This is a genomic window from Streptomyces sp. NPDC019531 (assembly GCF_044903305.1).
In the GTDB taxonomy this organism is placed as follows: domain Bacteria; phylum Actinomycetota; class Actinomycetes; order Streptomycetales; family Streptomycetaceae; genus Streptomyces.
In genome coordinates this window covers 97,982-109,626 of record NZ_JBJDQL010000027.1, presented here as the reverse complement: position 1 = coordinate 109,626, position 11,645 = coordinate 97,982, and the positions used below count along the sequence as shown (strand labels likewise).

Here is an 11,645-nt window from a genome sequence, read left to right as displayed (position 1 = left end):
CCTCCTGCTTGAGGATTCCTGACTCGGCGATGAGATAGCCGAGTTGGGCGCGACTGTCGCTGCCGAGGTGGAGGAGCGACTGAGATCGACCAGACACGGCGTGTCGTCCGCTTCCGCGGCACGCACCCGTCCTTCCCGCAGCGCACGGGTGTACAGGTTCAGGCCCGCCTCGCACAGTTCCTCGGCTCCGTGCGTATGAGCCCCGGTCACGGGTGGTCGTCTCCCCCTGGTATCGGCTCGTCGGGCTTGAGGATCCCCGACTGTGCTATGAGGAAGCCGAGCTGGGCGCGGCTGCCGCTGCCAAGAGCGGTCGCGAGCTTGGCGATGTGGGCTCGGCATGTGCGTACGTTCATTCCCAGGCGCCGGGCGATCGCCTCGTCGACGTGGCCTTCCACGAGCAGCTTGGCTATGGAGTGCTGGATGTCCGTGATGCCGTCGGGAGCCGTTTCGTAGGGGGCGCCGGCGTTCAGGGGGACGGCACGGGTCCACATGAACTCGAACACCTTGATCAGGTACCGGACCAGGCCGGGATGACGGAGCTCCAGGGCAACCTGCCGGTCGTCACGGGTGGGGATGAACGCGACGGTCTCGTCGAGGATGATGAGGCGCTCGACCAGTTCGTCGATGGTGCGGTACTCCGCCTTCCCGTCGGCGAACTGGTCCACCCAGGCGAGCCGCTCCGGGCTGTATCTGGCCGTGTGCTGGTAGAGGGTCCGGATTCGTACACCGCGTTCGATGAGCGGTTTGTCGCGTTCCAGTGCCTCCATGAGCCTGGTCTCCGAGCTGCGGCCACCGCTCGGCTGGACCGTGAGCATCTCGGTCTGGCACTGGGCGGTGGCCAGGTCGAGCGCCGCGTTGATGCGGTCGAGGCCCTCCAGCACGGTGATCGAGTGGGTGGAGGTGGTCTCCTGCGTGCTGAGGGCCATGAACGGTTCGAAGGCCTCGGTGAGCGCGATCGACAGCCGCCGGTTCTCGCTGATCTCATGCTCTATGGGGTGGAGGCGCTGCGCCAGGGCGACGGCGGGTGAGACGGGTCGCAGCCAGTTCGCGTCGTCGGGATCGGGGTGCAGAAGGGCGAACTCCATCAGACAGGGGGCGGGCCTGATGTCCGCCCGAAGGATCCGTCCCGTGCGCAGAGCGTTCGCGTAGAGGCGGCTTCCCTCTTCGCACAACTCGGTCATCGCATGGGGATGTGTCGCCTTAATCCCATTTGTTGCCAAATCTCCACCCCCCAGGGTCCTGAACATGCAGGAACATGATGCACCGATCGTGTGGCCATGACGTGCCTGAATGAGCCATCGTCTTACTCGACGGGGGAAGAGGGGACCTTCAAGTGAGGACGAAGCCGACTATGCGTAAGAGAATGCTTCGCTCGGTGCTTGTCGCCGCCTTCTCCACCGTTGTGGCCTTCGGAGCTCTGAGTGGCCTATCCGGTGCGAAGAGCGATGCGCGCGAGACGGGTGGTGCGCAGTCTGTCGTCGTTGCGGACGACGACGTGGTCGACGTGGTTGTGGTTCCGGCCGACAGCAAGTGGGACTGAGGCCGATGACCACCCCACCCGACGACCGCTCCTTCCGCAGAGAAATGGCCACCGCCTACCGCTCCGGCTGGCACTTCATCGATCTGGTCACCGCGATCCCCCACTCCGGTGACTCGTTGATGGTGACCGTCTTCGGCGAACCGGTGGTCGTCACGCGGGACGAGGACGAGGACGTACGGGCGTACCGGTGTCTGCGGCGGCCCCGAGGGGCGCCGCAGCCCGTTCGGTGTGCCATCCGGTACGGAATGATCTTTGTGAACCTGGACCAACGAGACCATCGGCTGGTGGAACCGGAAACCCCCACCCCCCGGACCATCTCAGCCACCCCCCGCAGTGCCTGACGCGATTCCCCCGTCGTAACAGATCGCTCAGGTGCTTCCCCCCGCAGCGGCGTCACCGTGACCTGAACACGGTGACGCCGCTGCATTTTCCGGGGACATTTCCGGGTATCGGGTGATCGGGCGGTGGCTCAAAAGTGCCCCATCGCCGTCGTCAGTGAGATCTCCACGACCACCCGCGAGGGGTTCGGCCGAGGTGTCCGCCCATAGCGCTCGGCGTACCGGCGCTCCGCCTCCGCGATCCGCTCCGGTTCCGTGCGTACGACCGCCCGCCCCTCCAGCGTCGCCCACCGCCGCCCCTCCAGTTGGCACACCGCAACCCGTGCCCCACCCTCCCCGGCCGCCAGCACATGCCGTACCTTCGCGCTCGTCCGGCTCGCGATCACCCGAGCGAGACCGGCTTCCGGGTCGTATGTCACCCCGACGGGCACCACATGCGGGCTCCCGTCCGGGCGGAGGGTGGTCAGTGTGCACAGATGCCGTTCCCGCCAGAAGCTGAGAAACGACGGGTCCGGGGCACCCGGGTCCTGGGCGTAGGAGGTCATGCCGGGAAGCTAGTCCCCCCATCTTTCCCGGACATCGCCTTGAGTGGAATAGACTCAACTTTATGTACGCTGACTGAGTCAGTGCAGGAGTCGGTACCGGAGAGCTGACACCGAGGAGGAGTACGGACACGTGGATGCCGAGCTGACCAACCGGAGCCGGGACGCGATCAACGCGGCCAGCAACCGGGCCGTGACCGAGGGACACCCGGACCTCACCCCCGCCCACCTGCTCCTCGCTCTGCTCCAGGGGCAGGACAACGCGAACATCGTCGATCTGCTGGCCGCCGTCGACGCCGATCAGGCCGCCGTGCGGTCGGGGGCCGAGAAGGTCCTCGGCGGGCTGCCCAGCGTGACCGGGTCCACCGTCGCGCCGCCGCAGCCCAACCGCGAGCTGCTGTCCGTCATCGCCGACGCGCAGGCCCGCGCCAAGGACCTCGGTGACGAGTACCTCTCCACCGAGCACCTGCTCGTGGGCATCGCCGCCAAGGGCGGACCGGCCGGTGAGGTGCTGACCCAGCAGGGGGCCACCCCGAAGAAGCTGCTCGACGCCTTCCAGAAGGCCAGAGGAGGGCGCAGGGTGACCACCGCCGACCCCGAGGGGCAGTACAAGGCCCTGGAGAAGTTCGGTACCGACTTCACCGCCGCCGCACGGGACGGCAAGCTCGACCCCGTCATCGGCCGCGACCAGGAGATCCGCCGGGTCGTGCAGGTGCTCAGCCGCCGCACCAAGAACAACCCCGTCCTCATCGGTGAGCCGGGCGTCGGCAAGACCGCCGTCGTGGAAGGACTCGCCCAGCGGATCGTGAAGGGGGACGTGCCCGAGTCGCTCAAGAACAAGCGGCTCGTCGCGCTGGACCTCGGGGCCATGGTCGCCGGTGCCAAGTACCGCGGTGAGTTCGAGGAGCGGCTGAAGACCGTCCTCGCCGAGATCAAGGACTCCGACGGCCAGATCATCACCTTCATCGACGAGCTGCACACCGTCGTGGGGGCGGGCGCCGGCGGGGACTCCTCCATGGACGCCGGCAACATGCTGAAGCCGATGCTGGCGCGCGGTGAGCTGCGGATGGTGGGCGCCACCACCCTCGACGAGTACCGGGAGCGGATCGAGAAGGACCCCGCCCTGGAGCGCCGCTTCCAGCAGGTGCTGGTCGCCGAGCCCACCGTCGAGGACACCATCGCCATCCTGCGCGGACTCAAGGGGCGCTACGAGGCCCACCACAAGGTGCAGATCGCCGACAGCGCGCTGGTGGCCGCCGCGGCCCTCTCCGACCGGTACATCACCTCCCGCTTCCTGCCCGACAAGGCCATCGACCTCGTCGACGAGGCGGCCTCCCGGCTCCGTATGGAGATCGACTCCTCGCCCGTCGAGATCGACGAACTCCAGCGCGGAGTCGACCGGTTGAAGATGGAGGAGCTCGCACTGGTCAAGGAGACCGACCCGGCCTCCCGCGAGCGCCTGGAGCGGCTGCGCCGCGACCTCGCCGACAAGGAGGAGGAGCTGCGGGGCCTGACCGCCCGCTGGGAGAAGGAGAAGCAGTCCCTCAACCGGGTGGGTGAACTGAAGGAGAAGCTGGACGAGTTGCGCGGTCAGGCCGAACGCGCCCAGCGCGACGGCGACTTCGACACCGCCAGCAAGCTGCTGTACGGCGAGATCCCCACTCTGGAACGGGACCTGGAGGCGGCTTCCGAGGCCGAGGAGGAGGCCGCCAAGGACACCATGGTCAAGGAGGAGGTCGGCGCCGACGACATCGCCGACACCGTCGCCGCCTGGACCGGCATCCCGGCGGGCCGTCTCCTGGAGGGCGAGACGCAGAAACTCCTGCGCATGGAGGAGGAGTTGGGCAAGCGGCTCATCGGCCAGGGCGAGGCCGTGCGGGCCGTCTCCGACGCCGTACGGCGCACCCGGGCCGGCATCGCCGACCCCGACCGGCCCACCGGCTCCTTCCTCTTCCTCGGCCCCACCGGCGTCGGCAAGACCGAACTCGCCAAGGCCCTCGCCGACTTCCTCTTCGACGACGAGCGGGCGATGGTCCGCATCGACATGTCGGAATACGGCGAGAAGCACACCGTCGCCCGGCTCGTCGGCGCGCCTCCCGGCTACGTCGGCTATGAAGAGGGCGGCCAGTTGACGGAGGCGGTGCGGCGGCGGCCGTACAGCGTCGTACTCCTCGACGAGGTGGAGAAGGCGCACCCGGAGGTCTTCGACGTGCTCCTCCAGGTGCTGGACGACGGCCGGTTGACGGACGGTCAGGGCCGTACGGTCGACTTCCGAAACGCCATCCTGGTGCTGACCTCCAACCTGGGCAGCCAGTTCCTCGTCGACCCGATCACCAGCGAGAGCGAGAAGAAGGAGCAGGTCCTGGAGGTCGTGCGGGCCTCGTTCAAGCCGGAGTTCCTGAACCGGCTCGACGACCTGGTCGTCTTCTCCGCCCTGAACAAGGAGGAGCTCGGCCGGATCGCCCGGCTCCAGATCGACCGGCTCGCGAAGCGGCTCGCCGAGCGCCGGCTCACCCTGGAGGTCACCGACGAGGCCCTGGCCTGGCTCGCCGACGAGGGCATGGACCCGGCTTACGGCGCCCGCCCGCTGCGCCGCCTCGTCCAGACCGCGATCGGCGACCGACTCGCCAAGGAGATCCTGTCCGGCGAGGTCAAGGACGGCGACACGGTCCGGGTGGACGCCTTCGGGGACGGCCTGATCGTGGGACCGGCGAGCGGCAAGACGCTCTGAGGAGCCCGGTGAGGAGGAGGCCCCGCCTCCTCCTCACTCCTTGAACGCCACGAACCGCACCCGGGACCAGATCGGTCCGTCGTAGGTGACCTCCACCCGTACGACGGCAGCGGCCGTGTCCCCGCCGTCCAGGTCCAGGCACTCGTCCACCGCCCCGCCGCCGCACTGACTGGTCCGCGGCTCGGGCGCGCCGGGGTACGAGGCCGCCAGCCACTGGTGCACTCCGTCGCGCGGCATGCGGAAGGCGGCCTCGTACCGGGGTATCAGCCCGGCCCGCAGCTCGCACGCGGCGTCGTGCGCCCCGGCCGGCGTCTTCGCCCCGCCGTAGGCCAGTGCCCGGGTGCACGAGGTCGTCCGCAAGCCCGTGTCGGTCGAGTCGTCCGTGAACAGCCAGGCGACCAGCAGCGCGATCAGGCCCGCCACCACCAGCGTCGGCACGGCCAGGATCGCCGCGACCACCCCCCATCTGGTCCTGCCGGGCACGACCTGTTCCGGCGTCGTTTCGGTCAGCGGCTCGGTCATGTCTTCCCCGTTTCCCCGGCACCGGTTCTATCTGGCTGACCGGATCATGTCAGCCCTGGGGGGACAGGTTCCGTCCGGGCTTGCCACCCCCCTCCCCGGATGGGGGAGGATGGCGGAATCCGTACGAAGGGAAATTCACGGTGACCATCGACCCGTCCTCGATTCCGAACTTCGGGGGCCAGCCCGAGCCGCAGCAAGGACCGGCGGGCCCCGTCGTCCCGGATCAGGATCTTGTGAAGCAGCTCCTCGACCAGATGGAGCTGAAGTATGTCGTCGACGACGAGGGTGACCTCGCGGCGCCGTGGGAGCAGTTCCGTACGTATTTCATGTTCCGTGGCGAGGGTGACCAGCAGGTCTTCTCGGTGCGGACGTTCTACGACCGGCCCCACCAGATCGACGAGAAGCCGCAGCTGCTGGAGTCCATCGACGACTGGAACCGGCGCACCCTGTGGCCCAAGGTCTACAGCCACACGCACGACGACGGCACCGTCCGTCTGATCGGCGAGGCGCAGATGCTGATCGGCACTGGCGTCAGCCTGGAGCACTTCGTCTCGTCGACCGTCAGCTGGGTGCGCGCCGCCATCGAGTTCGACAAGTGGCTCGTCGAGCAGCTCGGCCTTGAGGAGGAAGTCAACGACGCGGAGAAGCCCGAGGACGACGAGTAGGCGTCCTCCCGCTACAGGGGCGTCTCGGCGATCACGACCAGGTACGCCCCATAGCCGAACGAGAGCCCGGCCAGGGCGCCGGCCCCCACGGCCGCGTGCCAGGGCCGGGCTCTCGCCGTCCGCACCAGCGCCCGCGCGAGCGGCAGCAGCAGCGGGAAGGCGGGCAGCAGGAACCGCGGCTTGGACGCGAAGAACCCCGACCCGCCGAGCGCGATCAGCAGGAGTACGCCGGTGTGGACCAGCAGGGGGAGCGGGGCGCGGGTGGACCAGCAGCAGGGCGTACAGGAGTACGGCGGCGGCGACCAGCAGTATCGCCATCGGGAAGACCAGCCGGTCGCCCTGCAGCACCAGGTGCCGTACGAAGCGCAGGGAGCCCCGGCCGAGGTCGAAGCGGGAGCCCCACCGGCGCTGCACCTCGAAGTAGCCGCCGAGCGGGTCGCCCCTGCGGTGACCGGCCCACAGCACGTACCCGAGCCAGCCGAGCGGGGCGAGCGCGGCGCCCGTCCACAGCCTGTGGGTAACTTTTCGATTCCGCCGAAGGCGCCGCACGAGCTCGTACGCCGCCGTCACGAGGACCGCCGCCGCGACCGCGACACCGTTGGGCCGGGACAGGACCGCGAGGGTGGCCAGGATGCCCGCCCAGACCCAGCGCCGTGATCCAGCCCGCTCCCCGTTCGCGCACTCATTCGCATGCCGGGCCCACAGGGCTGCACTTCCAAGCGAGCCATTGTGTACACATGGGACACTCGGTACCCTTGGTGCATGACACAGCCAATGCCCATAGAGTCCATCCGCGATGTCCGGGCACACCTGGCCGAGGTGGTTGAGCGGGCCGACCGGGACGACGTACCTACCGTCATCACCCGGCGCGGCAAGCAGGTCGCCGCCGTGGTGTCCATCGAGGTGCTGCGCAAATACCAGGAGTGGGAAGAGCGCGAGATCAACCGGATCATTGACGAGCGCATGAGCAACCCGGCGCCCGGCATCCCGATCGAGGACATCATGAGGGAGACGCTGGCGCGCAGTGAGTGAGTACCGCACCGTCTTCCGAGCCGAGGCTCAGGCCGAACTCCGCAAGGTCCCGCGGGACATGGCCCTCCGCATTTTGGCCAAGCTGACTGAGCTGGAGAGCGACCCGATGGGGTTCAACACCACGGCCCTCGTCTCCCAGCCCGACCGGCGCCGCCTACGGGTAGGCGACTACCGCGTGATCTACACGCTCGACAACGGCGAGCTGGTGGTGTGGGTCGTCCACGTCGGGCATCGCTCCACCGTCTACGACACCTGAGCACTCCTGACATCGGGTCAGAATGTCCAGCACCGATCCAGAAGGTTGCAGTTTCGTGTTGCCGAAGCACTTGCCGGCGTCGTGGCCATGCGCCGCGATGGTGTCTGCTGACACGTGACTCCTCCGGTGCGGGGGTGAGGTCCACGGAGGAGCCCAGACCGTACGGCTGTTACGCGGCCAGCGACTTGAGCCGGGATGCGGCCTCCTCCAGCACCGCCGTCTGCTTGCAGAAGGCGAACCGTACGAAGGGCGCGCCCTGCTCGCGGTGGTCGTAGAAGACGGCGTTCGGGATGGCGACGACGCCCGCGCGGTCGGGCAGGGCGCGGCAGAAGGCGAAGCCGTCGCTCTCGCCGAGGGGGCGGATGTCGGTGGTGATGAAGTAGGTGCCGGCGGTCCTGAAGACCTCGAAACCGGCCTCCGCCAGGCCGTTCGCCAGCAGGTTGCGCTTGGCCAGCATGTCCTCGCGGAACGCGGTGAAGTAGCTGTCGGGGAGGGCGAGCGCCTCGGCGACCGCGTACTGGAACGGTCCGGAGGAGACATACGTCAGGAACTGCTTCGCCGAGCGGACCGCCGAGACCAGTCCGGGCGCCGCCGTGATCCAGCCGACACCTGGTTGGCCTACCCATTCGTTTGTCGTGTGACAGGCCCGGCCGCGGATTTCCGGCTCCGCCGGTGAGCCAGCCGGGCAACCCGTCCGGACCGGTCCTCCGGCCGTACCGCCGGGCTCGGTGACGCGGCACTGTCCGTCGTATCCTGACCACACACGGGAAGGAGCCGTCCATGAGCGTCGACGCGATCGTGCACACCGAGTTCCCCAAGGGGTACACGGTCCTGTTCGGGGCCGACGGAAAGGTGATCATGACCCCGCAGAGCGAAGAGCACTCCAGCACCATCAGGTCGATGCAGATCGACTCCGCTCTCGCCCTCGGCCGTCACGCGAAGGTCACCTCCGACGTCTACATCGACTTCCCCGCCGACGAGAACTCCGCCCCCGACCTCGCGATCCTGCGCGAGGACGCAAGCAAGGAAGGCAAGCGCTACAGCTTCGAGGACGTCCTGCTGATCTCCGAGGTCGTCTCGACCTCCTCCGCGCGCAAGGACTATGACGACTGCACCGCGAAGTACGGCCGTTACGGCATCCCGATCTATCTGATCGTGGACCCGTACGCGCAGGAAGTCGTCCTCCACACCCAGCCGACCGCCACGGGGTACATCGCGGCACACACGCACAAGTACGGCACGGGCAAGCTCCCCATCACCTTGGCCGACGGCCGCACCTTCACCCTCGACCTCGACGAGCTCCCGCGCCCGGAGCCCGAGGCAGACGCCCGCTGACGAAGAATCCCCGGTGCGGCAGCGCCGGCGGTGTGGGTGCGTGGCCGCTCGGGGCAGCCGCGTACGTGTCGCCGGTACGCCGGTCGGCTGTCATGCGGTCGGCTTCTTGAGCCGGGCGGCCGCCTCCTCCAGCACCGCCGTCTGCTTGCAGAAGGCGAACCGTACGAAGGGCGCGCCCTGCTCGCGGTGGTCGTAGAAGACGGCGTTCGGGATCGCCACCACCCCGCAGCGTTCGGGCAGGGCGCGGCAGAAGGCGAAACCGTCGCTCTCGCCGAGGGGGCGGATGTCGGTGGTGATGAAGTAGGTGCCGGCGGTCCTGAAGACCTCGAAACCGGCCTCCGCCAGGCCGTTCGCCAGCAGGTTGCGCTTGGCCAGCATGTCCTCGCGGAACGCGGTGAAGTAGCTGTCGGGGAGGGCGAGCGCCTCGGCGACCGCGTACTGGAACGGCCCGGAGGAGACATACGTCAGGAACTGCTTCGCCGAGCGGACCGCCGAGACCAGTCCGGGCGCCGCCGTGATCCAGCCGACCTTCCAGCCGGTGAAGGAGAAGGTCTTGCCGGCCGAGCCGATCGTGACCGTGCGCTCGCGCATCCCCGGGAAGGTGGCGAGGGGCAGGTGCTCGGCCTCGTCGAACACCAGGTGCTCGTACACCTCGTCCGTGACCACCAGCAGGTCCCGCTCCACGGCCAGTTCGGCGATCGCGGTGAGTTCCCCGCGGGTGAGGACCGTGCCGGTCGGGTTGTGCGGGGTGTTGATCAAGAGGAGCCGGGTCCGGTCGGTGACGGCGGCGCGCAGTTCGTCCAGGTCCAGGCGGAAACTGCTGTCGTGCGGCCGCAGGGTGACCGGGACCCTGGTCCCGCCCGCCATCGCGATACAGGCCGCGTAGGAGTCGTAGTACGGCTCCAGGGCCACGACCTCGTCACCCGGCTCGACCAGGGCGAGCAGCGCGGCGGCGATGGCCTCCGTGGCGCCGGCCGTGACCAGGACCTCGGTGTCGGGGTCGTGGGACAGGCCGTAGCGGCGTTCCTGATGCGCGGCGATCGCGGTGCGCAGTTCCGGGACGCCCGGGCCCGGCGGGTACTGGTTGCCGCGCCCGTCGCGCAGCGCCCGCACGGCCGCCTCCCTGACCTCTTCGGGGCCGTCGGTGTCGGGGAAGCCCTGGCCCAGGTTGATCGAACCGGTCCGCAGAGCCAGGGCGGACATCTCGGCGAAGATCGTCGTCCCGAACTCGGTGAGACGGCGGTTGAGCAGGGGGCGCGCGCTGGAGGTCATGCCGGTCATCCTGCGCCCAAGCTCTGGAGTTCCTCAACTCTGCTTTGGCGTGTGAGGCGGAGGGGCATCTCCAGCTCACGCAACCAGCGAGGCGCCCACGGGGGGTCGCTTCGGGGGGTCAAGGAAGGAGGGTGAGCCATGGTCATCGGCATCATCCTGGTGGTCTTCGTGGTCGTGTTCCTGGTGGGTGTGGCGGCCGTCGTGTTCAGGAACGGTTCGGTGCGTCGGCGTGTGCGGGCCGCCGGCGGTGGCGGCGCCGCGGGCAGCGGCAGCTGGTGGGTCGGTGACGGCGGAGGGGGATCGGACTTCGGGGGCGGCGGCCACCATGGCGGTCACTCCGGGGGCGGCGGACACCATGGCGGTCACTCCTGCGGTGGTGGATCGTCCTGTGGTGGTGGGTCGTCCTGTGGTGGGGGGTCGTCGTGCGGCGGCGGGGGCGGATGCGGGGGAGGCAGCTGACACGGGGCAGCTGAGCTCCGGCAGGGGGAACCGCATCCGGAGACGGGGGAGCGGGGGCGTGGGTCCGGGCCTGGGTCGGGACCCACGCCCCCGTTTGTCGCTTCTTCACTCCGGTGCTCCGGTGTACGCTCCGGCCGCCGTGGCGCACGCCGTGGTTGAACAGTTGAGCTGTGGAGCCCACGGAGGGGTGGAAACCCCACGAAGTTGGGTAAAAGCGCTGTGGTGGCGCCACCGTTCATGATTCCCTCTAAGTCACCAACGCAGCCCCTCGGACGTCCCACGGACACCTCCTGACGTCCCGACTGGGCTGACCGGGCCGATCCCCCCACAGTCGCCCGGGTGTGCCGGAACCCCACTCCACCCTTTCTTTGCGTGCCAGCGGAGCCGACCCATGCTCACGACCCTGAACACTTCCTATACCGACACGCGCGCGGCCGACCTCGCCTGGGCCCTGGGGCGCGAGCCGCTGCCCGCCCTCGCCACGCTCGACCTCGAACTCGCCGGGACGAAGCTTCAGTTGAGACTCCTCGGCGCCTCCCACCAGGTACTTCTGGAGGAGGAGCGGGGCACGTGCTCGGAGACGGTGGCGTGCATCGCCGGCAGCAGTACGCCGTTGCCGCTGGGCGTGGCCAAGCGGTCTGGGGACTGGGAGTACGAGTTCGCCGCCCGGCTTGAGCGGTTGTCGCCGGGGCAGTTCGCCGGACGGGCACAGGAGTTGCTGGCGCTGGTGTCCGATCATCCGAACGGGCTTGCCGGGGTTTTTCCGGGCAGCCCGCACGCCTTCACGGCGATGCTGGCTCAGCGGTACGAGGGGCAGGTGCACTGGCGGACCTGGCATGCGTACCCGCAGGACGGGCAGTTGGTGGCCACGCGGACTCGGGTCGGGGTCCGGGTTCCGGTGGAGTGCACGGGTCAGTTCCACACGTGTGGGTGACAAAGCGTGCCGTAGCCGT

Annotated in this window: 13 protein-coding genes and 2 pseudogenes; 9 read left to right on the top strand and 6 right to left on the bottom strand. The window is 68.9% G+C overall.

Translation table 11 applies throughout. The annotated features are described in order from the left end of the window. Positions 1–206: 206 nt before the first annotated feature. On the bottom strand, positions 207–1,181 hold the full coding sequence (locus tag ACI2L1_RS28010; protein WP_404742140.1) for a helix-turn-helix transcriptional regulator: 975 nt from the start codon (positions 1,179–1,181) through the stop codon (positions 207–209). Positions 1,182–1,333: 152 nt separating this feature from the next. Between ACI2L1_RS28010 and ACI2L1_RS28005 the strand changes: the two genes are divergently transcribed. Both ACI2L1_RS28005 and ACI2L1_RS28000 read left to right on the top strand, forming a co-directional pair. Further along, positions 1,334–1,540, top strand: coding sequence for a hypothetical protein (locus ACI2L1_RS28005; protein WP_404742166.1), 207 nt, complete (start codon positions 1,334–1,336; stop codon positions 1,538–1,540). Between the two features lie 5 nt (positions 1,541–1,545). Then, the gene (locus ACI2L1_RS28000; protein WP_028807949.1) at positions 1,546–1,881 is read left to right on the top strand and encodes a hypothetical protein; all 336 of its coding nucleotides are present in this window, start codon (positions 1,546–1,548) and stop codon (positions 1,879–1,881) included. A gap of 128 nt (positions 1,882–2,009) precedes the next feature. Here the strand turns inward: ACI2L1_RS28000 and ACI2L1_RS27995 are convergent, their stop codons facing one another. Further along, a complete protein-coding gene (locus ACI2L1_RS27995; protein WP_404742139.1) occupies positions 2,010–2,423 on the bottom strand; it encodes a pyridoxamine 5'-phosphate oxidase family protein in 414 nt (137 codons plus the stop codon). A gap of 130 nt (positions 2,424–2,553) precedes the next feature. Between ACI2L1_RS27995 and clpB the strand changes: the two genes are divergently transcribed. Continuing rightward, positions 2,554–5,151: an ATP-dependent chaperone ClpB gene (clpB, locus tag ACI2L1_RS27990; protein ID WP_404742138.1), complete on the top strand. Its 2,598-nt coding sequence runs from the start codon at positions 2,554–2,556 to the stop codon at positions 5,149–5,151. A 33-nt stretch (positions 5,152–5,184) separates the two neighbouring features. Here clpB and ACI2L1_RS27985 read toward each other — a convergent pair whose 3' ends face one another. After that, a complete protein-coding gene (locus ACI2L1_RS27985; RefSeq protein WP_404742137.1) occupies positions 5,185–5,673 on the bottom strand; it encodes a hypothetical protein in 489 nt (162 codons plus the stop codon). Between the two features lie 140 nt (positions 5,674–5,813). On the opposite strand from ACI2L1_RS27985, the gene ACI2L1_RS27980 reads away from it, so the two are divergent. After that, positions 5,814–6,338, top strand: a complete 525-nt coding sequence (locus ACI2L1_RS27980) for a YbjN domain-containing protein (RefSeq protein ID WP_123990645.1) — start codon at positions 5,814–5,816, stop codon at positions 6,336–6,338. An 11-nt stretch (positions 6,339–6,349) separates the two neighbouring features. On the opposite strand, the pseudogene ACI2L1_RS27975 reads toward ACI2L1_RS27980, so the two are convergent. Then, positions 6,350–6,989, bottom strand: a pseudogene (locus tag ACI2L1_RS27975) (hypothetical protein); the annotation flags it as partial. Between the two features lie 111 nt (positions 6,990–7,100). Here ACI2L1_RS27975 and ACI2L1_RS27970 point away from each other — a divergent pair. Both ACI2L1_RS27970 and ACI2L1_RS27965 read left to right on the top strand, forming a co-directional pair. Next, on the top strand, positions 7,101–7,370 hold the full coding sequence (locus ACI2L1_RS27970) for a type II toxin-antitoxin system Phd/YefM family antitoxin (RefSeq protein WP_247486646.1): 270 nt from the start codon (positions 7,101–7,103) through the stop codon (positions 7,368–7,370). Further along, entirely contained in the window at positions 7,363–7,626 is a 264-nt protein-coding gene (locus ACI2L1_RS27965; RefSeq protein WP_404742136.1) for a type II toxin-antitoxin system RelE/ParE family toxin, read from the top strand. The genes ACI2L1_RS27970 and ACI2L1_RS27965 overlap by 8 nt, the downstream gene beginning before the upstream one ends. Positions 7,627–7,795: 169 nt before the next feature. Here ACI2L1_RS27965 and ACI2L1_RS27960 read toward each other — a convergent pair. Continuing rightward, positions 7,796–8,233: pseudogene (locus ACI2L1_RS27960) on the bottom strand (aminotransferase class I/II-fold pyridoxal phosphate-dependent enzyme); the annotation flags it as partial. 173 nt (positions 8,234–8,406) lie between these two features. Here ACI2L1_RS27960 and ACI2L1_RS27955 point away from each other — a divergent pair. Further along, a complete protein-coding gene (locus ACI2L1_RS27955) occupies positions 8,407–8,961 on the top strand; it encodes a Uma2 family endonuclease (RefSeq protein WP_404742135.1) in 555 nt (184 codons plus the stop codon). A 90-nt stretch (positions 8,962–9,051) separates the two neighbouring features. Here ACI2L1_RS27955 and ACI2L1_RS27950 read toward each other — a convergent pair whose 3' ends face one another. Further along, the gene (locus tag ACI2L1_RS27950; protein WP_404742134.1) at positions 9,052–10,242 is read right to left on the bottom strand and encodes a pyridoxal phosphate-dependent aminotransferase; all 1,191 of its coding nucleotides are present in this window, start codon (positions 10,240–10,242) and stop codon (positions 9,052–9,054) included. A gap of 129 nt (positions 10,243–10,371) precedes the next feature. Between ACI2L1_RS27950 and ACI2L1_RS27945 the strand changes: the two genes are divergently transcribed. Continuing rightward, positions 10,372–10,692 (top strand): hypothetical protein, encoded by a 321-nt coding sequence (locus tag ACI2L1_RS27945; RefSeq protein ID WP_404742133.1) that lies wholly within the window; start codon positions 10,372–10,374, stop codon positions 10,690–10,692. A gap of 391 nt (positions 10,693–11,083) precedes the next feature. Further along, positions 11,084–11,626: a DUF2617 family protein gene (locus tag ACI2L1_RS27940; RefSeq protein WP_404742132.1), complete on the top strand. Its 543-nt coding sequence runs from the start codon at positions 11,084–11,086 to the stop codon at positions 11,624–11,626. Positions 11,627–11,645 lie beyond the last annotated feature (19 nt).